Annotated in this window: 24 protein-coding genes and 1 riboswitch; of the genes, 14 read left to right on the top strand and 10 right to left on the bottom strand. The window is 69.7% G+C overall.

From position 1 onward, the window contains the following. Positions 1-1119: YbfB/YjiJ family MFS transporter (locus AC1D15_RS03680; RefSeq protein ID WP_477824972.1), on the bottom strand; the 1119-nt coding region annotated here is incomplete at its 3' end. Between the two features lie 86 nt (positions 1120-1205). On the opposite strand from AC1D15_RS03680, the gene AC1D15_RS03675 reads away from it, so the two are divergent. Both AC1D15_RS03675 and AC1D15_RS03670 read left to right on the top strand, forming a co-directional pair. Next, positions 1206-2039: a transglutaminase-like domain-containing protein gene (locus AC1D15_RS03675; protein WP_477824971.1), complete on the top strand. Its 834-nt coding sequence runs from the start codon at positions 1206-1208 to the stop codon at positions 2037-2039. 317 nt (positions 2040-2356) lie between these two features. Continuing rightward, positions 2357-2857, top strand: a complete 501-nt coding sequence (locus tag AC1D15_RS03670) for a DinB family protein (RefSeq protein WP_477824970.1) — start codon at positions 2357-2359, stop codon at positions 2855-2857. Positions 2858-2865: 8 nt separating this feature from the next. Here AC1D15_RS03670 and AC1D15_RS03665 read toward each other — a convergent pair whose 3' ends face one another. Further along, positions 2866-3792, bottom strand: coding sequence for an AraC family transcriptional regulator (locus AC1D15_RS03665; protein WP_477824969.1), 927 nt, complete (start codon positions 3790-3792; stop codon positions 2866-2868). Positions 3793-3996: 204 nt separating this feature from the next. Here AC1D15_RS03665 and AC1D15_RS03660 point away from each other — a divergent pair, with 204 nt between their 5' ends. After that, positions 3997-5034 carry an aldo/keto reductase gene (locus AC1D15_RS03660; RefSeq protein WP_477824968.1) on the top strand — a complete coding sequence of 346 codons (1038 nt, stop codon included), beginning with the start codon at positions 3997-3999 and terminating at the stop codon, positions 5032-5034. A gap of 75 nt (positions 5035-5109) precedes the next feature. Next, a complete protein-coding gene (locus tag AC1D15_RS03655) occupies positions 5110-6162 on the top strand; it encodes a hypothetical protein (RefSeq protein ID WP_477824967.1) in 1053 nt (350 codons plus the stop codon). A 10-nt stretch (positions 6163-6172) separates the two neighbouring features. Here AC1D15_RS03655 and AC1D15_RS03650 read toward each other — a convergent pair whose 3' ends face one another. Further along, a complete protein-coding gene (locus AC1D15_RS03650) occupies positions 6173-6982 on the bottom strand; it encodes an HAD-IIB family hydrolase (protein ID WP_477824966.1) in 810 nt (269 codons plus the stop codon). Between the two features lie 94 nt (positions 6983-7076). Next, positions 7077-7161, top strand: a riboswitch (S-adenosyl-L-homocysteine riboswitch). A gap of 75 nt (positions 7162-7236) precedes the next feature. Between AC1D15_RS03650 and ahcY the strand changes: the two genes are divergently transcribed. The 3 genes from ahcY (at position 7237) to metF (ending at position 10346) form a co-directional block, all read left to right on the top strand. Then, on the top strand, positions 7237-8664 hold the full coding sequence (ahcY, locus tag AC1D15_RS03645) for an adenosylhomocysteinase (protein WP_477824965.1): 1428 nt from the start codon (positions 7237-7239) through the stop codon (positions 8662-8664). Between the two features lie 87 nt (positions 8665-8751). Then, positions 8752-9519, top strand: coding sequence for a TlyA family RNA methyltransferase (locus AC1D15_RS03640; protein ID WP_477824964.1), 768 nt, complete (start codon positions 8752-8754; stop codon positions 9517-9519). Then, positions 9516-10346, top strand: a complete 831-nt coding sequence (gene metF, locus AC1D15_RS03635; RefSeq protein WP_477824963.1) for a methylenetetrahydrofolate reductase [NAD(P)H] — start codon at positions 9516-9518, stop codon at positions 10344-10346. The genes AC1D15_RS03640 and metF overlap by 4 nt, the downstream gene beginning before the upstream one ends. A gap of 209 nt (positions 10347-10555) precedes the next feature. Here the strand turns inward: metF and AC1D15_RS03630 are convergent, their stop codons facing one another. After that, a complete protein-coding gene (locus tag AC1D15_RS03630; protein ID WP_477824962.1) occupies positions 10556-11134 on the bottom strand; it encodes a 5-formyltetrahydrofolate cyclo-ligase in 579 nt (192 codons plus the stop codon). Positions 11135-11182: 48 nt separating this feature from the next. On the opposite strand from AC1D15_RS03630, the gene AC1D15_RS03625 reads away from it, so the two are divergent. Beyond that, positions 11183-11608 carry a TfoX/Sxy family protein gene (locus AC1D15_RS03625; RefSeq protein ID WP_477824961.1) on the top strand — a complete coding sequence of 142 codons (426 nt, stop codon included), beginning with the start codon at positions 11183-11185 and terminating at the stop codon, positions 11606-11608. Here AC1D15_RS03625 and AC1D15_RS03620 read toward each other — a convergent pair. After that, complete coding sequence (locus AC1D15_RS03620) at positions 11547-11918, bottom strand: DUF2917 domain-containing protein (protein ID WP_477824960.1); 372 nt, start codon at positions 11916-11918, stop codon at positions 11547-11549. The two genes, AC1D15_RS03625 and AC1D15_RS03620, sit on opposite strands and share 62 nt — an antisense overlap. Positions 11919-12010: 92 nt before the next feature. Between AC1D15_RS03620 and AC1D15_RS03615 the strand changes: the two genes are divergently transcribed. After that, positions 12011-13063, top strand: a complete 1053-nt coding sequence (locus AC1D15_RS03615) for a LysR family transcriptional regulator (protein ID WP_477824959.1) — start codon at positions 12011-12013, stop codon at positions 13061-13063. On the opposite strand, the gene AC1D15_RS03610 is transcribed toward AC1D15_RS03615, so the two are convergent. After that, a complete protein-coding gene (locus AC1D15_RS03610; protein WP_197066934.1) occupies positions 13029-13631 on the bottom strand; it encodes a 5-formyltetrahydrofolate cyclo-ligase in 603 nt (200 codons plus the stop codon). The genes AC1D15_RS03615 and AC1D15_RS03610 overlap by 35 nt on opposite strands. Positions 13632-13653: 22 nt before the next feature. On the opposite strand from AC1D15_RS03610, the gene AC1D15_RS03605 reads away from it, so the two are divergent. The 4 genes from AC1D15_RS03605 to AC1D15_RS03590 all read left to right on the top strand — a co-directional run bounded on the left by AC1D15_RS03605 (position 13654) and on the right by AC1D15_RS03590 (position 18744). Beyond that, positions 13654-15669 carry a transglycosylase SLT domain-containing protein gene (locus AC1D15_RS03605; RefSeq protein WP_477824958.1) on the top strand — a complete coding sequence of 672 codons (2016 nt, stop codon included), beginning with the start codon at positions 13654-13656 and terminating at the stop codon, positions 15667-15669. Further along, positions 15666-16643 (top strand): complex I NDUFA9 subunit family protein, encoded by a 978-nt coding sequence (locus AC1D15_RS03600; protein WP_465110624.1) that lies wholly within the window; start codon positions 15666-15668, stop codon positions 16641-16643. Before AC1D15_RS03605 ends, AC1D15_RS03600 begins: the two co-directional genes overlap by 4 nt. A 139-nt stretch (positions 16644-16782) precedes the next feature. Further along, complete coding sequence (locus tag AC1D15_RS03595) at positions 16783-17463, top strand: glutathione S-transferase family protein (protein WP_477824957.1); 681 nt, start codon at positions 16783-16785, stop codon at positions 17461-17463. A gap of 36 nt (positions 17464-17499) precedes the next feature. Further along, positions 17500-18744, top strand: coding sequence for a multifunctional CCA addition/repair protein (locus tag AC1D15_RS03590; RefSeq protein ID WP_465110626.1), 1245 nt, complete (start codon positions 17500-17502; stop codon positions 18742-18744). Here AC1D15_RS03590 and AC1D15_RS03585 read toward each other — a convergent pair. From AC1D15_RS03585 to AC1D15_RS03570, 4 genes are all read right to left on the bottom strand, one after another. Continuing rightward, complete coding sequence (locus tag AC1D15_RS03585) at positions 18723-18902, bottom strand: hypothetical protein (RefSeq protein ID WP_047507779.1); 180 nt, start codon at positions 18900-18902, stop codon at positions 18723-18725. The two genes, AC1D15_RS03590 and AC1D15_RS03585, sit on opposite strands and share 22 nt — an antisense overlap. Positions 18903-18906: 4 nt before the next feature. After that, positions 18907-19101, bottom strand: coding sequence for a hypothetical protein (locus AC1D15_RS03580; RefSeq protein ID WP_156154948.1), 195 nt, complete (start codon positions 19099-19101; stop codon positions 18907-18909). Between the two features lie 105 nt (positions 19102-19206). Next, positions 19207-19404: a DUF2905 domain-containing protein gene (locus AC1D15_RS03575; protein WP_047507774.1), complete on the bottom strand. Its 198-nt coding sequence runs from the start codon at positions 19402-19404 to the stop codon at positions 19207-19209. Positions 19405-19420: 16 nt separating this feature from the next. Beyond that, positions 19421-20551, bottom strand: coding sequence for a class I SAM-dependent methyltransferase (locus AC1D15_RS03570; protein WP_477824956.1), 1131 nt, complete (start codon positions 20549-20551; stop codon positions 19421-19423). A gap of 19 nt (positions 20552-20570) precedes the next feature. Between AC1D15_RS03570 and AC1D15_RS03565 the strand changes: the two genes are divergently transcribed. Further along, a partial coding sequence (locus AC1D15_RS03565; protein WP_477824955.1) for an SDR family oxidoreductase occupies positions 20571-21276 on the top strand: 706 nt, incomplete at its 3' end.

The following is a 21276-nucleotide window of genomic DNA, read 5'->3' as shown; positions in this document are numbered from 1 at the left end:
GGCCGAGGCAGCGAGCCCGGCGCGCAGCCCGCCCGGCCCGTCGGCCAGCCAGCCGACCAGGCTCGGGCCGACGATCTGCCCGGCCGCGAACACCGTCGTGAAGGCGGCGATGCCCGCCGGCCACGCGGCGGCCGGCAGGTTGTGCCGCACCAGCGCGGTGGTCGATGCGACGACCGACAGGAACACGCTGCCGAACAGCGCGCCCGAGACGAAGCCGGCCAGCGGGTGCGCGCTGACCACCGGCAGCAGCGTCGCGACCGCGAGCAAGGCGTTCAGCAGCGCCATCGGCTGCCCGCCGCGCCAGCGCTGCAGCAGCCCGGCCCACAACCACGATGACGCGATCACGCCGAGGCCGAGCAGCGCATAGAACACCGTGATCAGCCCGCTGCCCAGCTGCTGCTCGCGCAGCAGCGTCACCGAGAAGGTCATGTAGCCGATGTAGCCGAGGCCGAACAGCGTGTACGACGCGAGGCCGAACATGAAATCGCGCGCCTGGAAGCCGGTGCGCGCCGACGCCGGTGCCGGCGTGGCATCGAGGCCGCGTGTGCCGCCTGCGGTGAGGGCGGTCGCGATCAGCGCCACGGCGCCCAGCGCGATCCAGGCCCATTGCCAGGCATGCGATTGCGACAGCGCGACCAGCGGCGGCACCAGCAGCGCCGACGCGACGATGCCGACGCCGGTGCCGCCGTAGTAGATCCCGAGGACCAGCCCGGAACGCGCCGCACCATCGCTGCCGACCAGGCGCGCCGCCATCAGCCCGCCGGAGATGAACGCGGCGGCGCTGGCGATGCCGGTCGCGAGGCGCAGCGCGTACAGCGCCGCGTCCGAGGTAACGAGGCCGTGCGCCACCAGCATCACGCCCGCCGCGGCGCTGCCGGCCAGCAGCACGCGCCGCGCGCTCAGGCGCGCCAGTGCCAGCGGCGTGGCCAGCGCGCCGAGCAGGTAGCCCGCGGCGTTGACGGTGTTCATCGCGCCGGCGGTGAGGTAGCTCCAGCCCAGGTCGGTGCGCATCGCCGGCAGCAGCAAGGCGTACGAGAAGCGCGCCAGGCCGAGCGATACCGCGGCGGCCAGGGCCAGCGCGGCGGCGGTGCGCAGGGTCGAGGGGGTGGGGGAGCTCATCGCGGTGCATTGTGCCCAGCCTCGTCCTACAGCGTCGCGGGCAGCCGGCCGATGGGCGCGGCGCGCGCGCCGCGGTGCAATGCCGCATGCACAAGCGCTTCGATGTCGACTGCGAGCTGAGCTACCAACTGGCGGGCCCGGCGGACTTCCTGTTCCAGCTGCATGCGCTCGACGGCATGGACCAGCGCGTGCTGAGCGAATCACTGGAGGTGGAGCCGGCGGTGCGTGTGCACGTCTACGAGGATCCGGCGGTCGGCCACCGCTTCGCGCGCCTGTCGGCCGGCGCGGGCACGCTGCGGCTGCAGTACCGCGCCCGCGTGGAACGCCGGCCGGTGCCGGTGGACCTGGCCGCAGCCGAGATGGCGATCACCGAGCTCCCCGACGAGGTGCTGCACAACCTGATGCCCACGCGCTACTGCGAATCCGACCTGCTGTCGCATGCGGCGATCAAGATCTTCGGCGAGCTGCCGCGGGGCGCGATGCGGGTGCAGGCGATCTGCGACTGGCTGCACGACAACGTCGACTACCAGCTCGGCTCGAGCACCGCGACGACGACCGCCTGCGACGTGTTCCGCAACCGGGCCGGCGTGTGCCGCGACTTCGCGCACCTGGGGGTGACCTTCTGCCGCGCGCTCAACATCCCGGCGCGGCTGGTGGTCGGTTATGCGCGCTTCGACGAGCCGCCACCGGACTTCCATGCGCTGTTCGAGGCATACCTGGGTGGGCGCTGGATGATGTTCGATGCGACCCGGATGTCGCCGGTCGACGACCTGGTGCGCATCGCGATGGGGCGCGATGCCAAGGACGTGGCCTTCGCGACGATCTTCGGGCCGGCGACGATGACGGCGATGCGGCCGGATGTCGCGCCGGTGACAGCCACGGGTGCGGATGCCCGGACCCCGGGTGATCCGTCTGCGTGAGCGTGTGGAACCGTGCGCAGCGAGGCGTTACCAAGCGGCCTGTTGCCGTTGAACGGAGCGCCGGATGACTTCGCTGACCACCGACCGCTGCACCCTTGCATGCGCCCCTGCCACGAGACCGGCAGGCTTGTCCGCGGAGGCCTCGTTCCTGCGGATCGTTCAGGCCGTGCAGCAGAAGGAGCGGCTTGCCGCCAGCGGACTGGGCTTCCGGCGGTTCGACCCGACGGCACCCGGCACCCATCACGGGGGCCACGCGCAGGGTTCTGTACGATGACGAGGCCGGGGCCCCTCTGCCTCTTCACCTGACAGGCTGCGTCATGTCCATCTCCTCGATGAAATCGCTGTTCGCCTACAAGGCCTGGGCCAACGCGGAGTTGTTCGCACTGCTGCGGACCCTTCCCGCGGAGCAGGCCGATGCGCTCCACCTGTGCCTGCGGACGCTGAACCACATCTACGTGGTGGACCGGATCTTCCGTGCGCATCTCGGCGGCGAGGCCAGGCCGTTCGACGCCACGAACACCAAGGACACGCCGTCGCTGGCGCAACTGCAGGCCGATGTGGCGGCGACGGACGCGTGGTATGTCGCCTACGCGTCGGGGCTGTCCGAGGCGGCGTTGTCCGAGACCCTGGGCTTCACCTTCACCGATGGCGATGCCGGGCGCATGTCCCGCGAGGAGATGCTGCTGCACGTCATCACGCACGGCGGCTACCACCGCGGCAACGTCGGGCAGGTCCTCAAGTCGATCTCCGTCGCGCCGCCGCGCGATCTGTACACCAAGTTCCTGCACACGAGCGAGCCGGCGCGAAGGGCGGGCTGAACCCGCCGTCAGACGGGTTCGCCGACTTCGTTCTCGGCCAGCCAGCGCCGCCGGTCGCGCGCCGGCGGCGCACCGAACATCCGCCCGTACTCGCGCGCGAACTGCGAGGCGCTCTCGTAGCCGACCTGGTGCGCCGCGCTCGACGCATCGATGCCGCCCGTGAGCAGCAGCCGGCGCGCCTCCTGCAGGCGCAGCTGCTTCTGGAACTGCAGCGGGCTCATCGCGGTGACCGCCTTGAAGTGGTGGTGGAACGACGACACGCTCATGTGCACCTCGCGCGCGATCTCGTCGATGCGCAGCGCGTGCGCGAAGTTCGTGCGCAGCCGCGCGATCGCCTTCGCGATGCGCTGCGTGTGGCTGTCCTGCAGCGCGAGCTGGCGCAGCCGCGCACCTTCGCCGTTCATCAGCAACCGGTACAGGATCTCGCGCTTGACCAGCGGCGCGACGATCGCGATGTCGGCCGGCGCATCGAGCAGATTCAAGAGCCGCAGCACCGGCTCGAGCACCGGCAGCCCGATGCGGTTCACGTAGATGCCGCGCGCCGGCCCGGCGTGCGCGGCGGCGGGCAGGCGTTCGTCGCGGATCAGCTCGCCGATCTCGGCGACGTCCAGCGACAGCCGCAGGCCCAGGTAGGGCAGCGTGTCGCTCGCGACGCGCACCTGGCCGACCACCGGCAGGTCGACCGAAGTCACCAGGTAGTGCAGTGCGTCGTAGGTGTGGATCTCGTCGCCGACCATCACCTGCTTGGAGCCCTGGGCGATCAGCGCCAGCGCCGGTTCGTAGACGTGGTGCTTCGGCCCGCCCGGGTTCGCGATGCGGTAGACGATGAGGCCGGGCACCGGCGTCTGCACGACGCCTTCCGTGCCGGCGGTCGCGCGGTTCAGCATGCCGACCAGCGAGCGGCGGGCGTCGTCGAGTTCGAGGGGGTCGTCCATGGCGGCGTCGCGTGTGCGTGAGGGGGCGTGGAGGATCGGGTGCGTCGCAGCTTAGCGCTGTCCACGCGCACCTGCACCACGGCGCCGAGCGGTCTGGAGAAATGGGCAAGAACTCTGCAGGAACGTGCTGGCGCGGCGGCGGCCGGCGGCTGGACACTGCCGCCCTGGCCCCGCCTCCCGGGGCAACGTCACAAGGAGCTGGACATGCAACATCGCAAACTCGGCCGCACCGGCCTGTTCGTCTCGGAACTGTGCCTGGGCACGATGACCTTCGGCGGCTCGGGCGGCATCTGGAGCCAGATCGGCAAGCTGCAGCAGGACGAGGCCGATGCGCTGGTGGGCCGCGCGCTCGATGCCGGCATCAACTTCATCGACACCGCCGACGTCTATTCCGAAGGCCTGTCGGAGCAGATCACCGGGCAGGCGCTGCGCAACCTGAAGGTGCCGCGCGACAAGGTGGTCATCGCCACCAAGGTGTTCGGCGAGACCGGCGCCAAGGGCGTCAATTCCTCGGGCATGTCGCGCTTCCACATCATGGACGGCGTGAAGGCGAGCCTGAAGCGCCTGCAGCTGGAGCACATCGACCTGTACCAGATCCACGGCTTCGACCCGTCGACGCCGATCGACGAGGCGGTGCACGCGATGGACACGCTGGTGCAGCAGGGGCATGTGCGCTATGTCGGCGTGTCGAACTGGGCGGCGTGGCAGATCGCGAAGGCGCTGGGCATTGCGGAGCGCGACGGCAAGGCGCGCTTCGAATCGCTGCAGGCCTACTACACGATCGCCGGGCGCGACCTGGAGCGCGAGATCGTGCCGATGCTGCGCAGCGAGCAGGTCGGGCTGATGGTGTGGAGCCCGCTGGCCGGCGGCCTGCTGAGCGGCAAGTACGGGCGCGACGGCCAGGGTGCCGAGCATGGCAGCCGGCGCACCACCTTCGATTTCCCGCCGGTGAATCGGGCGCGTGCCGACGACTGCATCGACGTGATGCGCGGCATCGCCGAGGCGCATGGGGTGTCGGTGGCGCGGGTCGCGCTGGCCTGGGTGCTGCACCAGCCGGCGGTGAGCACGGTGATCATCGGCGCCAAGCGGGTCGAGCAGCTGGACGACAACATCGCGGCGACGGCCTTGAAGTTGAACGCCGATGAACTGGCGGCGCTGGACCAGGTCAGCGCGCTGCCGGCGGAGTACCCGGGGTGGATGCTGGCGCGGCAGGCGGGGCAGCGGGCGGCGCGGCTGGGGTGATCCGTCAGGGGCGTCGAGGAGGAACGTTCGAGGCGAGGTGGTTACCAAGCAGAACCAGTTCGTCAGGATGTAGCCATGCTCGAGTCAGTCAAGAAGTCGCGCTTCAATCCCTTCTCTCGGAGGCGCAATGGCTCGGATGGGCCGAAGGTTCGTGGGGATGTCGAGAGGAACCGAGAAAAGGCCCGCCACTCGAACTCGTCGGTGGAGGACTCCCTCGGGTTTTCGCTTGATGGGACCGCCAGCGAGGAGGCCGATCGAACTCAGATGAACGAGTCACTGAAGCACGGTGCTGTGGATGAGATTCTGCGTCGAGGAGGCCCTTTCGGCAGCCGTGCCAGTCACCAGAACCTTGAGATGTTCATCGAGAATGCCACTGCACTGATCACGAGCGACGATGATGTGGCAACGCACGTTGAGAATGTGTTCTTGGCCCTGGAGATGGGCTTCACTGTCGAGGCAGAGCACCGCGGCTTTCTGGACAAGTTGGCCAGGTGGTGCAAGTCCGCAAAGAAGCGCCTCGGCGACGACAAGGCCTTGTGCAGTGAACTCGACAGGCTGCGCGTGCCGCTCGAAAGCGCCGCCCTCACACTGCAATCGGAACCTCGCACCGTTTTCGCGGCCGATTGCGGGGCTATTCCAACCTACAAGACAGAAATCGAACTGCGGGGCGACTCAAGTGGCTTTCGTCTCAAGAATCGCACGCCACTGTTCCAGAAGGACGTCATCTTCAAGATCAAGGGCTATAAAAGTGCCACTTCGGGTGAGCTTGTTCAATTCCTGCGTGACGCCGTGGAGGGCAAGGACCCGGAATTCGGGCCGGTGAAGCAGTTTCGACTCTGTGCATGGTTGATGCGGAAGCATGCTTTTTCCGGTGAAGAGGCCTTCCAGGTTCTTGCTCACGCCGTTGCGGCAATGCGCAGCTACCAGGGATGGGCCTGGGCCAGCTCGGATTTTCACCACGCGAAGACGCTGTTCAAGCAGTGCCGAGCGCTGCACTCGGCTGGTGAATTTGGCGATTGCTCCAAGCCTGCTGCCGCATGGCTGTACGAATTGGGGCAGCACACGGCGATCCTTGGCCACGACAAAGGGCTCAAGTTGGGAGGCTTGATGTCGGGAACCAGGACGTGATGACGCAGTTTCAACCCAGCGCCAGCAGCGCCTGAACGAACTCGGCGAACCCTTCGCCTCGGGGGCTGCGCGTCAGGTACGCCGGCCAGGTGTGCAGCCGATCGGCGAACTGCATCAGGTTCGCGACCCCCACGCTGACCGGGAAGTGCCCGAACATCGCCTGGTCGTTCGTCGAATCGCCGACGTAGGCCCAGGCGGGGGTCTCGGCATCGAGCGAACGCCCGAGCAGCCGTTGCACGATCCAGCGCGCGCCGCTCAGCTTGTCGTGCTCGCCGTACCAGCCGTTGATGTGGATCGAGCTGACGGTGGCGTTCATGCCTTCGCTGCGCATCACCTGCAGCACCGCGTCGATCTGCGGCTGCGTGAGGTGGGCGAACTCGCTGTGGTCGATCGCGATGTCGGTGACGCGGCCGGCGCTGTCCTGCGCGAGCGTCGTGCCAGGCACCTCGGCGAGCACGCGTTGCGCGGTGCGCCGCAGCCGCAGCGTGTTGCGGGCGCGGGTGGCCTCGTCCTGCGCGTACTCGATCTGCAGGTGGCCGGCCGCGTTGCGGAATAGCGCGACTGCGCCGTTCTCCGCGACGATCGCATCGATTGGCCAGTCGCGCGCAAACGGCTCGCTCCAGCCCATCGACCGGCCGGTGATCGCGATGACCGGCAGCCCGGCGTCGCGCAGCGCCTGCAAGGCCGCCAGCGCTTCGGGCTCGATCGCGCCGTCGCGCGTCAGCGTGTCGTCGATGTCGGTCAGCACGCCGCGCACGCTGCGGGCCAGCTCGGGGCTCAGTTCTGAAAGGGGGCGAGGGCGGGGTGCGATGTCAGACATGCCCTGCAGTCTTGCACGACCCGCGGGCATACCGCACGCCACAACGCACGCAACGCACTGGAATCCGCCCGATCCGGCGACTACAATCCCTGCACTTTCCGAGGAGCGTTGCAAGGCCGCCTGTCGCCACGACAGCCGCCCCAGGCTCGGGAATTCAATTGCAACCGCGCTCACCCGCACGATCGTCCCTCGTGGGTGAGTCTCTGAACTGCCAACGGCGATGCGCGTGCGGGTCCCTTTCAATGGAGCCCGACATGAACGCTGTTCTCAAGCCTTCCCAAGACCACGCCATCGCCGACATCTCGCTTGCCGCCTGGGGCCGCAAGGAGATCCGCATCGCCGAGACCGAGATGCCCGGCCTGATGGCCATCCGCGAGGAATTCGCGAAGGCGCAGCCGCTGAAGGGCGCGCGCGTCACCGGCTCGCTGCACATGACGATCCAGACCGCCGTGCTGGTCGAGACGCTGCAGGCGCTGGGCGCCCAGGTGCGCTGGGCCTCGTGCAACATCTTCTCGACGCAGGACCACGCCGCCGCCGCGCTGGTCGAGAAGGGCACCCCGGTGTTCGCCTACAAGGGCGAGAACCTGACCGACTACTGGGATTACACGCACCGCATCTTCGACTTCGGCCCGAAGGGTTCCGACGGCGAAGGCCCGAACATGATTCTCGACGACGGCGGCGATGCGACGCTGCTGATGCACCTGGGCCAGCGCGCCGAGAAGGACATCAGCGTGCTGGACAAGCCCGGCAGCGAGGAAGAGACCTGCCTGTTCGCGAGCATCAAGGCCAAGCTCGCGCAGGACCCGACCTGGTACACCCGCAAGAGCGCGCAGATCCAGGGCGTGACCGAAGAGACCACCACCGGTGTGCACCGCCTGAAGGAAATGAGCGCGAAGGGCACGCTGCTGTTCCGCGCGATCAACGTGAACGACTCGGTCACGAAGAGCAAGTTCGACAACCTGTACGGCTGCCGCGAATCGCTGGTCGACGGCATCAAGCGCGCCACCGACGTGATGATCGCCGGCAAGGTGGCCTGCGTGGCCGGCTATGGCGACGTGGGCAAGGGCTCGGCCCAGGCGCTGCGCGCGCTGAGCGCCCAGGTGTGGGTGACCGAGATCGACCCGATCAACGCGCTGCAGGCCGSGATGGAAGGCTACAAGGTCGTGACGATGGAGTACGCCGCCGACAAGGCCGACATCTTCGTGACGACCACCGGCAACAAGGGCGTGATCCGCCACGAGCACATGCTCGCGATGAAGGACCAGGCGATCGTCTGCAACATCGGCCACTTCGACAACGAGATCGACATCGCGGCGATCGAGAAGTACGAATGGGAAGAGATCAAGCCGCAGGTCGACCACGTGATCTTCCCGGACGGCAAGCGCATCATCCTGCTGGCCAAGGGCCGCCTCGTGAACCTCGGCTGTGGCACCGGCCACCCGAGCTTCGTGATGAGCTCGAGCTTCGCCAACCAGACGATCGCGCAGATCGAGCTGTTCACGCGGCCCGAGAAGTACCAGGTCGGCCAGGTCTACGTGCTGCCCAAGCACCTCGACGAGAAGGTCGCCCGCCTGCACCTGAAGAAGGTCGGCGCGATGCTGACCGAGCTGACGGACGAGCAGGCCGCGTACATCGGCGTGTCGAAGAACGGCCCGTACAAGCCCGACACCTACCGGTATTGAGCCCCCCAGTCGCTTCGCTCCTGCCCCCGAGGGGCGCCACCCCTGGGCCCGGCAAAGCCGGATCCCGGGGCGTTGCTTGATCATCCGATGCGCATCGACCAATTGCTTGTTCAAGAAGGCCTTGCTCCGACCCGATCGGCCGCTCAGCGGTTGATCGAGCGGGGCGCCGTCCGCTGGCTCGGCCCCAAGGGCTGGGCCGTTCCCAGGAAGGCAGGTGAGGACGTACCGGAAGGCTGCGAGCTCGAGATCACCGACGACGCGGAGCTGCGCTTCGTGTCGCGTGGTGGGCTCAAGCTGGAAGGTGCGCTCAAGCATTGCAGGATCGACGTGACCCGCCTCGCCTGCCTGGATGCGGGCCAGAGCACCGGTGGCTTCACCGATGCCCTGCTGCAGGCCGGTGCAGCCCGCGTGGCCGGCATCGACGTCGGCCACGGGCAGTTGCACCCGAAGCTGCAGGCCGATGCGCGGGTGCAGTGCTTCGAGGGCGTCAATGCGCGCGACGTGTCCGGCTCGGCCTTCGAGGCCGCGTCGACGCCGCACAGCTTCGGCTTCGTCACCGGCGACCTGTCGTTCATCACGTCGACGCACGTGCTGCCCACGCTGGCGCACTACCTGGCGCCCACGGGGCACCTGCTGTTGCTGATCAAGCCGCAGTTCGAGCTGCAGCCGGCGCAGATCGGCAAGGGCGGCATCGTCAAGGACGAACGGCATTTCGCCGAGGTCGAGACGCGCATCCGCACCGCCTGCAGGGAGCAGTTCCTCCAGGTGCGCGCCTATTTCCAGAGCCCGATCAAGGGCGGCAACGGCAACACCGAGTTCTTCGTGTGGGCCGTGCCGACCGAGGATGTTGCATGAACCGAGTTCCCGTCAGCCTGGAGTTCTTTCCGCCGAAGACGCCCGAGGGCGTCACCAAGCTCGCGGCCGTGCGCCAGCAGCTGTATGCGCTGAAGCCGAGCTTCTGCTCCGTCACCTACGGCGCGGGCGGCTCGACGCAGGACGGCACGCTGGCCGCGGTGCAGGCGATCCTGGCCGAGGGCGTCGAGGCCGCATCGCATTTCACCTGCGTCGGCGCCGACCGCGCGTCGGTGCGGGCCAAGCTGGCGCAGTTCCAGGCCGCGGGCATCCGCCGGCTGGTGGCGCTGCGCGGCGACCTGCCGAGCGGCTACGGCGGTTTCGGCGAGTTCCGCTATGCGAGCGAGCTGATCGCGTTCATCCGCGAGGCGACCGGCCGCCAGTTCCACATCGAGGTGGCGGCCTATCCCGAGATGCATCCGCAGGCGAGGTCGCCGCAGGCCGACCTGCAGGCGTATGTCGAGAAGGTGAAGGCGGGCGCCGATGCGGCGATCACGCAGTTCTTCTTCAACGCCGACGCGTACGAGCGCTTCGTCGACGATGCGCGCAAGCTGGGGGCCGGGATCCCGGTGGTGCCGGGCATCATGCCGATCACCAATGCGAGCGGCATCATCCGCTTCGCCGATTCGTCGGGGGCCGAGATCCCGCGCTGGATCCGGCTGCGGCTGCAGAGCTTCGGCGACGACACCGCGTCGATCAAGGCCTTCGGGCTGGATGTCGTGACCGAGCTGTGCGAGCGGCTGCTGCGCATGGGCGCGCCGGGGTTGCACATCTACACGATGAATGCGGCGACGGCGCCGCTGGAGATCTGCCGGCGGCTCGGGTTGTAGATTCGTTCGTTCGCGCCTTCGTGCCACCGCCCTGCCTTGTGGGGGGTGACAAGCGAAGAAGTGGGGTTGAATCCCGGCTTGGCACCCGGGCTACGAACGACGGACGCACAAGCGCAGCGAGGTGCCCATCAAGCAACGACCCGGGATCCGGCTTTGCCGGGCCCAGGGTTGGCGCTCCTTGGGGGCAGGAGCGCGAGCGACTGGGGGGCTCACTTGCTCCACATCACGCCTTCTTCGGTGATGACGGCATCCAACGCGTGCTCGTCTGGCCGCGGCCGCAGCATCGGCAGGAAGCCGTGCGCATAGCACAGCCCCACCGTGACCGGCCGAGGATTCAACGCCGCGATCGAGCGCTCGTAGAACCCGCCGCCGTAGCCCAGCCGCGCGCCCTCGGTGCCATAGCCCACGCACGGCAGCAGCAGCAACTGCGGCTGGAACTGCTCGGTGCCCTTGGGCTTCGGAATGTCATGCGCATCCAGCTCGGTCGGGCAGCCGGGGTACCAGACGTGAAAACGCAGCGTGCCATCCTTGCGGTCCATCACCGGCAGGCCGATGCGGCGTGCCGGGTCGGCCTCGCTCCAGCGGAACAGCGCCGGCAGCGGATCGAACTCGCCCTTGATCGGCCAGTAGCCGCCGATCAGCGTCTCGCGCCGGCTCACCAGCCAGATGCGCAGCATGCTCTGCAGTTGCACGGCACGCTCCAGCCGGTCGGGCAGCGCCTGCCGGTCGGCGATCAGTTTCGTGCGCAACACCCCGAGGGTGGTGGAGGACGTGTCGGAGGTGGCCATGGCGAGGCATTGTGACGCAGGCGCCTCTGCTGCCCCTACGATAGGCACATGGCCACGATCAGCTCGCCCAAGGATGAATTCGCCCGCTACTGCGTCGAGCTGCTCGGCTCGCTCGGCCCGACACGCTCGCGGCGCATGTTCGGTGGATACGGCTTCTACGTCGACGACGTGTTCATCGCGCTGATCTTTCAGGAGCGCCTGTACCTGAAGGCCGACGACGCGACCCGGGCCCGCTTCGAGCAGTCGAGCTGCCAGCCCTTCGTCTACGAGGGCGGCGACGGCAAGTCGGTGTCGATCAGCTACTACACCGCGCCCGACGAGGCGATGGAATCGCCCGCGCTGATGCGCCCGTGGGCGCGGCTCGCGATGGAGGCGGGCCTGCGCGCCGCGGCGGCCAAGGCCCGCAAGACCGTCAAGCCGCGTGCGGCAGCGGCGAAGACGAAGACCCCAGCCGCGAAGCGAGCTGCTCGCTGAGCCGCTGCGCCAGCGACTTGCCGCGCCGGCAGGCGTCCGGCGGCACCAGCAGCTGGAATTGCGCGCTCGGCCAAGCCTCGAGCACCGCCTGCGCACCGGCCGGCAGCGCGACGCTGTCGCCGCTTTCGAGCCACACATCCTGGGCCGGCTCGTCGGCCGTGCCGGGCACCGTCAGCCACAGCCGGCCTTCGGTCACGCGCAGCCAGCGGGGCCCCGGGCCGATCTCCAGCGGGCGTGCCTCGCCGGGTGCCACGGTCCAGCTCGCGGCCTGGGATTGTTGAAAATTGCTCATCACCATCGGGGTTGCCATGTCGCTCTCCTTGCAGGGCATGGAGTGAACTTTAGGGGGCTGCAGGCCGACGGTCCAATGACTTGTGTGACGCGCATTGATACCATTCGCGCATGAATCAACCGCGTCATCGGCCGCTCTCGGTCGGCCCGGTCCGGGCCTTCGAGGCGGTGGCCCGCCATCTCAGCTTCAGCGCTGCCGCCGAAGAACTGCACCTGACCCAGTCGGCCATCAGCCGGCAGATCAAGGGCCTGGAGGAAGAGCTCGGCGCGCCGCTCTTCAACCGCGGCACCCGCTCGGTCGAGCTGACCGGCGACGGCCAGGTGCTGTTGCGCGCGGTCGCGCCCTCGCTCGACCGGCTGGACACCGCGGTGCGGCAGATCCGCACCTCGCGCGGCCGGCGCCGCGTGACGGTCAACACCTTCGCGTCGTTCGTGTCGCTGTGGCTGCTGCCGCGGCTCGAGGCCTTCCAGCGCGCGAACCCCGACATCGACATCCGCGTCTCCGCCACCGACATGGTGGTCGACCTCGATGATCCCGAGATCGACATCGTGCTGCGCTACGGCGGCGACCACCTGGTGCCGGCCGGCACGCCGCGGCTGTTCGGCGAGACCCTGACGCCGGCCATCAGCCCGTGGCTGGCCGAGCAGATCGCGCGCGGCCAGGCGCCGCCGCTGTCGACGCCGGCCGACCTGGCCGGCCACACGCTGGCCGAGGAGGACGACAACCGCCCGACCGCCGAGTTCCTGAGCTGGCGGCGCTGGCTCACGCTGCATGGCCAGCCCGGGTTGCAGCCGCGCCGGTGGATGTACCTCAACTTCACCTACCAGCAGGTGCAGACGGCGCTGGCCGGGCAGGCGATCGCGCTGGCCCGCATGGCGCTGGTGGCCGACTCGCTCGAGCGCGGCGACCTGGTCGAGCCGTTCGGGCCGGCCGGGCGCATCGACGCGCCGCATGCCTACTGGATGGTGGTGTCGCCGCAGTCGGTGCTGCGGCCCGAGGTGCAGCGCTTTCGCGACTGGCTGATCGAGCAGGGCGAACGCACGAATGCGACGCTGACGAACGCGACGCTCACCGCGCAGTCGGCCCGCAGCGTGCAGCGCCTCGCGCAGGCGGCGCCCGAGCCGGTCATCAGCCCTGCGCCACCCCGTTCTCGGTCACGATGAGCGCGAGCGGCAGGTCGTGGGCTTGCGGCGCGAGTTCGGCCTCGCTGAGGCGGCCGGCCTCCCACGCGACGCCGACGGTCGTGACGTGCGGGTGCAGCGCGAGCCAGCGGTCGAAGAAACCGCCGCCGTAGCCGAGCCGCCAGCCGCTGCCGGTGAAGCCGACGCAGGGCACCAGCACCACGTCCGGCACCACCGCGGCACCGTTCGCAGCGGGGATGCCGCATTCATCCTTCTGCGACGGCGGGCTGCCATCCCACGTGCGGTAGTGCATCTGCGGCGGCACGCGCTGCGTGAATGGCAATGCAAGCGGCAAGGCGGCATGCGATCCATCGCCATCCCACAGGCTTGCTGCGTTAAATTCGGAACGCATCGGCCAATAGACCCCGAGGCACCCGGGTTCGAGTTGATCGAGAACCAGCCCGAGGTGACGCGTGAGAGATGCCGCCGCAACTTGTCCGGCGGGCGACGAGACAAACGCGGTGCGCGCGGCCAGCAGGCGCTGACGCAAGAGATGACGGACGTCGGGGTCTGATGGCAAGGTGGGCACCATGAAGGACAGCGTGAACAAAGACAAATCATATGGCGCGGGCATGACGAGGACGCTGGCGCGGTGGCTGCTGAAGGGCCTGGCGGTCGCCGTGCTCGCGAATGCGATGCCTGCCTGCGCGCAGAGCGGCAACGACGCGGTGCTCGAAGCCCGCGAGGCGCTGCGCAAGAAAGACCGGGCCCGGCTCGCCGCGCTGCGCGACAGCACGATCGCCGAGCGCAACCCGCTTGCGATGTGGGTCGACTACTGGGAGATCGGCCAGCGGCTGCAGTTCGTGCAGGCCGACGAGATCGCGGCCTTCTACCAGCGCTGGCGCGGCAGCTACGTCGAAGACCGGCTGCGCAACGACTGGCTGCTGGAGCTGGGGCGCCGTCGCGATTTCAAGACGCTGGCCGCCGACTACCCGAGCTTCCGCATGAACGACGACCGCGAGGTCTCGTGCTACGCGCTGCTGGCCGACCACCTCGACGGCAAGGACGTGCGCGCCGCCGCCCGCAGTGCCTGGTTCGCGCAGCGCGAGGCCGACGACGGCTGCGCGCTGCTGGCCGCGACGCTGTACGACGCGAAGCAGCTCACCGAAGCCGACGCCTGGCGCAAGGCGCGCCTCGCGATCGACGGCAACAAGCCGCGTGCGGCGCGCCAGGCGGCGCTGATGGTCAACACCCGGGCCGCCAGCGACGTCGACGACCTGGCCGACAACCCGGCGCGCTACCTGACCCGCGCACTCGGCGGGCGGCAGGCGAACCAGCTGAACACGCTGGCGCTGATGCGCCTCGCCTCCACCGACCCCGAACTCGCTGCCAACCTGCTGAGCGGCAAATGGGAGGCCGCGCTGCCGCCCGAGCTCGCGGCCTGGGCCTGGGCCGCGGTCGGCAAGCAGGCGGCGCTGAAGCTGCTGCCCGAGGCTTCCGGTTATTTCACCCGGGCCGCGCTGCTGTCGTCGAAGGCCGCGATCTCGATCGACTGGGCCGACGAGACGCTCGCCTGGAAGGCACGTGCCGCGCTGCGCGCCGGCGAGAACGCGCCGCGCTGGCAGCAGGTGGTGCAGGCGATCGATGCGATGAACCCGATCGAGCAGCGCGACGCGACCTGGGTCTACTGGAAGGCCCGTGCGCTGCGCGCGCTGGCCAAGGACTCGGCCGAGGGCGACGGCCTGCGCGCCCAGGCGACCGCGATGTTCGAGAGCATCGCGCCGCAGTTCGGCTTCTACGGCATGCTCGCCGCCGAGGAACTGGGCGGGCCGATCACGCTGCCGGTGGCGCCGCAGCCGCTGACGCAGGACGAGCGCGACGCCGCCGCGCGCCAGCCGGGGCTGGCCCGTGCGCTGGCGCTGGTGTCGATCGGGCTGCGCAGCGAGGGCGTGCGCGAATGGAACTTCACGCTGCGCGGCATGGAGGAGCGCGAGCTGCTCGCCGCGGCGCAGCTCGCCTGCGACCGGCGCGTCTGGGACCGCTGCGTCAACACCAGCGACCGCACGCGCGGCGAGATCGACATCGCGCAGCGCTACCCGACGCCGTTCCGCGCCGAGGTGATGGCGGCGTCGAAAGCGACCGCGGTCGACCCGGCGCTGATCTACGGGGTGATGCGCCAGGAGTCGCGCTTCCAGCCCGACATCCGCTCCAGTGCGAACGCCTACGGGCTGATGCAGGTGATCCAGCCGACCGCGAAGAACGTCGCCAAGCGCATCGGCATGGCCTACGACCCGGCGCAGATCATGGACGTGCCGACCAACGTGCAGCTCGGCTCGAGCTACCTGCGGCTGCTGCTCGACGACTTCGGCGGCTCGCAGGTGCTGAGCGCGACCGCCTACAACGCCGGCCCGGGCCGGCCGCGGCGCTGGCGCGACGGGCCGAAGCTCGAGCCGGCGATCTGGATCGAGAACATCCCGTTCAACGAGACGCGCGACTACGTGAAGAAGGTGATGTCCAACACCTTGCTGTACGCGACGCTGCTGAACGACCYGACGGCGCTGCAGACCGCATCGCTGAAGGCCCGGCTGGGCAAGCCGGTCGGCCCGCGCGAAGTGACCGCGCCGCCGCCCGACGGCAGCCTGCCATGAACGGAAGCCGGCCGTTGAACCTGCTGGTCATCGGTGGATCCGGCTTCCTCGGCCGGGCACTGTGCGCCGAGCTGGTCCAGCGCAGCGGCGGCGGTGGTGGCCGGCTGACGGTGCCGAGCCGGCAGCCGCAGCGCGCGAAGGCGCTGGCGATGCTGCCGACCGTCGAGCTGCTCGCGGCCGACGTGCACGACGATGCGCAACTCGCGGGCCTGGTTGCCGGGCGCGATGCGGTGGTCAACCTGGTCGGCATCCTGCACGGGGGCGAGGCGGATTTCCAGCGCGCGCATGTCGAGCTGCCGAACCGCATCGCCCACGCCTGCCGCCAGGCCGGCGTGCGCCGGCTGGTGCACATCAGCGCGCTCGGCGCCCAGGCCGGCGCGCCCAGCATGTACCTGCGCTCGAAGGCGGCCGGCGAGGCGGTGCTGCAGCAATCCGGGCTCGACGTCACGCTGCTGCGCCCGTCGGTGATGTTCGGCGAGGAAGACCGCTTCATGAACCTGTTCGCGCAGCTGCAGCGGGTGCTGCCGGTGCTGCCGCTGGGCGGCGCCGATGCACGCTTCCAGCCGGTGTGGGTGCAGGACGTCGCGGCGGGCATCGCGCAGGCGCTGGCGCGCGAGGCGGCCGGGGCCGGGGTGCGTTCGTACGACTGCGCCGGGCCCAAGGTCTGGACGCTGTCGCAGCTGGTGCGGCTGGCCGGGCGCTGGTCGGGCCATCCGCGGCCGCTGATCGCGCTGCCCGACGGCCTCGCACGGCTGCAGGCCGGGCTGATGGAATGGCTGCCGGGCACGCCGCTGATGTCGCGCGACAACCTCGATTCGATGAAGGTGCCGAACGTCGCCAACGAAGCGCTGCCGGGACTCGGTGCGCTCGGCGTGCGCCGCACCGGCCTCGAAGCGGTGGTGCCGGCGTACCTCGGCAGCAGCGCCGGGCCGGCGCGGCTCGAAGGCTGGCGGCGACAGGCCGGACGCGGCTGAGCGCGGGCCGGCCGCCGCGGATGCGCGGCAGGCATGGCTTCCATTCGCAAATCTCATCGGTCGGCGCGGCCGGCGCAGAGCACCGCTCGCCTACGATGCAAGACCCCCTACCGACCCACTCGACACCCCGAGGCCCGCCATGCAGCTCTACATCGGCAACAAGAACTACTCGTCCTGGTCCATGCGTCCGTGGGTGCTGCTGACGCAGGCCGGCATCCCGTTCGACGAGGTGATGGTCCGCTTCGATTCGTTCGAGCCCGATTCGCAGTTCAAGACCGAGCTGGCGCGCCACTCGCCGACCGGCCGCGTGCCGCTGCTGGTCGACGACGGCTTCGCGGTCTGGGACACGCTGGCGATCGCCGAATACGTGGCCGAGCGCTTCCCCGCGAAGCAGCTGTGGCCGGCCGATGCGAAGGCCCGCGCGCGGGCGCGCAGCGTGTGCGCCGAGATGCATTCCGGCTTCGGCGCGCTGCGCAACCATTTCCCGATGAACGTCGAGGCTTCGCTGCCCGAGGTCGGCGAACGGCTGCTGCGCGAGCAGCCGGCGGTGCGCGCCGACCTCGACCGCCTGGTGCAGATGTGGAGCGAGTTGCTGCAGCAGCACGGCGGCCCGCTGCTGTTCGGCGGCTTCACGATCGCCGATGCGTATTTCGCGCCGGTGGTGATGCGGCTGCTGACCTACCGGCCGCCGCTGCCGCCGCAGATCGCGGCCTATGTCGAGCGCGTGCGCGCGCTGCCTGGCGTCGATGCCTGGTGCCGCGATGCGCTGGCCGAGCAGGACTTTCTTCCCTTCGAGGAGCCATATCGCACCGCTCGCTGAGACCGGTCGGCGCGTGCGCGCCTCTACACTGCGCCGATGAAGAAGTGGATGGTCGGCGGCGCGGTCCGCGATGCATTGTTGGGGCGTCCGGTCAATGACCGCGACTGGGTGGTCGTCGGCGCGTCGCCGGTCGAGCTGCTCGAAGCCGGCTACATGCCGGTCGGCAAGGACTTCCCGGTGTTCCTGCATCCGGAGACGAAGGAAGAGGTGGCGCTCGCGCGCACCGAGCGCAAGACCGCGCCGGGCTACCACGGCTTCACGTTCCATGCCGACCCGGGCGTCACGCTGGAAGAAGACCTGCAGCGCCGCGACCTGACGATCAACGCGATGGCGCAGGACGAAGACGGCCGCATCGTCGACCCCTGGGGCGGCCGGCGCGACCTGGCCGACAAGCTGCTGCGCCATGTGTCGCCGGCGTTTGCGGAAGACCCGGTGCGCATCCTGCGGATCGCGCGCTTCGCGGCACGCTTCGATGATTTCAGCATCGCATCCGAGACCCAGGCGCTGATGCGCCACATGGTCGAGATCGGCGAGGTCGATGCGCTGGTGCCTGAGCGCGTCTGGCAGGAGCTGTCGCGCGGGCTGATGGAGGCGCGGCCGTCGCGCCTGTTCGAGGTGCTGCGCCGCTGCGGCGCGCTGGCGCGCCTGCTGCCCGAGGTCGACCGGCTGTGGGGCGTGCCGCAGCCGCCTGAGCACCATCCGGAAGTCGACACCGGCGTGCACCTGATGCTGGTGCTCGACATGGCGGCGCAACTGGGGGCCTCGCTCGAGGTGCGTTTCGCGTGCCTGGGCCACGACCTCGGCAAGGGCACGACGCCGGTCGACGAACTGCCGCGCCACATCGCGCACGAGGCGCGCAGCGTGCAGCTCGTGCAGGCGCTGGCGCAGCGGCTGAAGGTGCCCACCGACTGCCGCGAGCTGGCCGAAGCGGTGGCGCGCGAGCACGGCAACATCCACCGCAGCCTGCAGCTGGATGGCTCCGCGGTGATGCGGCTGTTCGACCGCTGCGACGTGTGGCGGCGGCCGGCGCGCTTCTCGGAGCTGCTGCTCGCCTGCGAATGCGATGCGCGCGGGCGCACCGGCTTCGAGGATCGGCCGTATCCGCAGCGGCCGCGCCTGCAGGGAGCGCTGGACGCGGCGCTGGCGGTGGACACGGCCAAGGTGTCGAGCGACGCCCTGGCGCGCGGCTGGAAGGGCACCGCGATCGGTTCGGCGATCCGCCATGCGCGCTACACGGCGGTGTCGGACTACCTCGCAGCTCAGCCTTCGACCGGCAGTTGACGGTTGCGCAGGTGCAGCGTCATGCGCCTGCGCGCCCGATCGTCGAGCATCAGCAGCCAGCGCAGCGCACGCCATTCGTGCGCGACGAACACCGGAACCGACAAGCGCAACACGCCGGGCAGGTTGTGCAGACCTGCCGGGCAGCCTGTGCGGCGCATCGCCTCAGGTGGCGAAGTAGCGCGACTCGAGCGCCCGGGCGTTGGTCAGGTGCAGCCGCAGCTTCAGGCGGTCGAGCCAGCTGAGCGGGTGCATGCGGCCGTCGGGCATCGCGAGCACCGGACCGAGGATGGGTTCTTCCTCGATGCGGGATTCCTGATAGTCCTGCTGCGTCGTCGGCGATTTCAGAGCTTCAGCCATGCGGGCCTCCTTGTGCATCCCAGAGAAGGGAGCGAGGCCGTTGTAACCAGTTGTAGGGGGCGGCGCAAGTCTGGTTTGTCCGTGTCCCTGCCGGCGGCACTGGCTTCAGATCAGCTTCGTGATGGCCAGCGCGACCAGGCTCAGCAGCACGCTGCTGGTGATCGGGATGAAGAACTCGCGCCCGAACAGCCGGAAGCGGAAGTCGCCGGGCAGCCGCCCGAGCCCGATCTTCAGCAGCCAGCGCTGCAGCCCGCTGAACAGCAGCAGCGCGATCAGGATCACCAGCAGCCAGCGCAAGCCCATGGTCGTCGGGTCCGGGTCAGAGGGTATGGCTGCGGTCGCCGTGCACGAAGCCCAGCGGGGCCTCGGTGAACGACGCATCGCAGCCGCGCGCCAGCGCGATCACCTTGAACAGCTCGCCCATCTCGTGCTCCAGCAACAACTTCTGCGCATTCGCGCGGGTCTTCAGGTCGGCATCGGCCAGCCGGTCGACCAGCCCGCAGTTGATCAGGAAATGGGCCTGCGTGGTGTAACCCACCACCTCCAGCCCGGCATCCTGTGCGGCCAGCGCGATGCCGGTGAAGTCGACGTGGGCGGTGATGTCCTTGCGGCCGACCTCGGCCAGCGGGTCGCCGTCGGCCCGGTGCCCCTGGTGGCACATCAGCGTGCCGCCGTGGCGCTGCGGCAGGTAGTACTCGGCCTCCGGGAAGCCGTAGTCGATGAAGAAGGCCGCGCCGCGCTGCAGCCGGTCGGCCAGCGTCGCGATGAAGGCTCGGGCCTGCGGGTGGATCTCGGTGACGGTGCCGGGCACGAACGGGGCCTCGACGGGCGGCCGCAGGGCGGTCGGCCGGTCGCTCCACGCGAAGCCCTCGGTCCGGCCATCACCGGCCGCGACGACGCCGCGTTCGAGCCACTGCGTGCCGTCGAAGTGCAGCAGCTGCACCGGCATCGCGTCCAGCACCTCGTTGCCGACGATCACGCCGCGCATCGCGGCCGGCAGCTCCGACACCCAGCGCACCCGGTCGCCGAAGCGCGCCAGCCGCTGCTGCTGGCGCTGCCGCAGCGCGCCGGACAGGTCGACGATGGTGTAGCGCTCGGGCGCGAGGCCGTCGGCGGCCAGTGCCTCAAGGAGCTGCTCGGCCAGGGCGCCGGAGCCGGCGCCGAACTCCCACACCTCGCGGCTGTCGCAGGCCCGCAGCGCCTGCGCGACCTGGCGCGCGAGCGCATGGCCGAACAGCGGCGTCAGCTCGGGGGCGGTGACGAAATCGCTGCCGGACGACGGCAGCATGCCGAACTGCCGGTCGCCCGCGCTGTAGTAGCCGAGCCCGGGCGCGTACAACGCGAGCGCCATGAAGCGGTCGAAAGGCAGCCAGTCGCCGTTGCGGGCGATGGCCTGGCGGATCAGCGACGAAAGCGCCGCCGATACACTGCCGGCTGGTGGGGTTTGCATGCCCCGATTGTAGAAAGCCATGTCCGCACGTCCCGTCACCCTGGTCACCGGCGCGGCCCGCCGCCTGGGCCGGGCGATCGCGCTCGAGCTGGCCGCGCACGGCCACGACCTCGCGATCCACTGCCGCAGCTCGCGCGACGAGGCGCAGGTCACCGCCGACGAGGCCGCGCGGCTCGGCGCCCGTGCCGAGGTGTTCGCGGCCGACCTCGCCGACGAGGCCGCCTGCCGGGCGCTGGTGCCGGCCGTCTGCGAGCGCCTGGGCCGGCTCGACGCGGTCGTCAACAATGCGTCGACCTTCGCCTACGACAACGTCGACAGCTTCAGCTACGCCGCGATGGAGGCCCACTGGCGTGCCAACACCGGCCCGGCCGTGCTGCTCGCGCAGGCCCTGCATGCCCACCTGGCGGCCCGCGACGGCCACGGCTGCGTCGTCAACCTGCTCGACCAGAAGCTGTGGAATCCGAATCCGGACTACCTGTCCTACACCCTGTCGAAAGCGGCGCTGCAGTCGGCGACCGTGCTGCTCGCGCAGGCGCTCGCGCCGCGGCTGCGGGTGTGCGGCGTCGCGCCCGGCGTCACGCTGCTGTCGGGCGCGATGACCGAGGCAGAATTCGCCCAGGCGCACGGCCTGACGCCGCTGCAACGATCGTCGACGCCGGGCGACGTGGCGCACGCGGTGCGCTTCCTGATCGAGTCGCCGGCCGTCACCGGCAGCACGCTGCTGG

Source organism: Rhizobacter sp. P2_H2, from assembly GCF_056403375.1.
Note: the sequence above shows the minus strand (reverse complement) of the source record. Positions and strands in the feature narration are given on the sequence as shown.

Coding starts and splice junctions, on each gene's coding strand:
- AC1D15_RS03630 (WP_477824962.1), bottom strand. CDS start 11,134: ATGGCCACCTCCGACACGTCCTCCACCACCCTCGGGGTGTTGCGCACG.
- AC1D15_RS03575 (WP_047507774.1), bottom strand. CDS start 19,404: ATGGGCTTGCGCTGGCTGCTGGTGATCCTGATCGCGCTGCTGCTGTTC.
- AC1D15_RS03615 (WP_477824959.1), top strand. CDS start 12,011: ATGAATCAACCGCGTCATCGGCCGCTCTCGGTCGGCCCGGTCCGGGCC.
- AC1D15_RS03585 (WP_047507779.1), bottom strand. CDS start 18,902: ATGCGCCGCACAGGCTGCCCGGCAGGTCTGCACAACCTGCCCGGCGTG.
- AC1D15_RS03620 (WP_477824960.1), bottom strand. CDS start 11,918: ATGGCAACCCCGATGGTGATGAGCAATTTTCAACAATCCCAGGCCGCG.
- AC1D15_RS03660 (WP_477824968.1), top strand. CDS start 3,997: ATGCAACATCGCAAACTCGGCCGCACCGGCCTGTTCGTCTCGGAACTG.
- AC1D15_RS03625 (WP_477824961.1), top strand. CDS start 11,183: ATGGCCACGATCAGCTCGCCCAAGGATGAATTCGCCCGCTACTGCGTC.
- AC1D15_RS03670 (WP_477824970.1), top strand. CDS start 2,357: ATGTCCATCTCCTCGATGAAATCGCTGTTCGCCTACAAGGCCTGGGCC.
- AC1D15_RS03655 (WP_477824967.1), top strand. CDS start 5,110: ATGCTCGAGTCAGTCAAGAAGTCGCGCTTCAATCCCTTCTCTCGGAGG.
- AC1D15_RS03570 (WP_477824956.1), bottom strand. CDS start 20,551: ATGCAAACCCCACCAGCCGGCAGTGTATCGGCGGCGCTTTCGTCGCTG.
- AC1D15_RS03650 (WP_477824966.1), bottom strand. CDS start 6,982: ATGTCTGACATCGCACCCCGCCCTCGCCCCCTTTCAGAACTGAGCCCC.
- AC1D15_RS03675 (WP_477824971.1), top strand. CDS start 1,206: ATGCACAAGCGCTTCGATGTCGACTGCGAGCTGAGCTACCAACTGGCG.
- AC1D15_RS03665 (WP_477824969.1), bottom strand. CDS start 3,792: ATGGACGACCCCCTCGAACTCGACGACGCCCGCCGCTCGCTGGTCGGC.
- AC1D15_RS03640 (WP_477824964.1), top strand. CDS start 8,752: ATGCGCATCGACCAATTGCTTGTTCAAGAAGGCCTTGCTCCGACCCGA.
- metF (WP_477824963.1), top strand. CDS start 9,516: ATGAACCGAGTTCCCGTCAGCCTGGAGTTCTTTCCGCCGAAGACGCCC.
- AC1D15_RS03580 (WP_156154948.1), bottom strand. CDS start 19,101: ATGGCTGAAGCTCTGAAATCGCCGACGACGCAGCAGGACTATCAGGAA.
- AC1D15_RS03600 (WP_465110624.1), top strand. CDS start 15,666: ATGAACGGAAGCCGGCCGTTGAACCTGCTGGTCATCGGTGGATCCGGC.
- AC1D15_RS03590 (WP_465110626.1), top strand. CDS start 17,500: ATGAAGAAGTGGATGGTCGGCGGCGCGGTCCGCGATGCATTGTTGGGG.
- AC1D15_RS03595 (WP_477824957.1), top strand. CDS start 16,783: ATGCAGCTCTACATCGGCAACAAGAACTACTCGTCCTGGTCCATGCGT.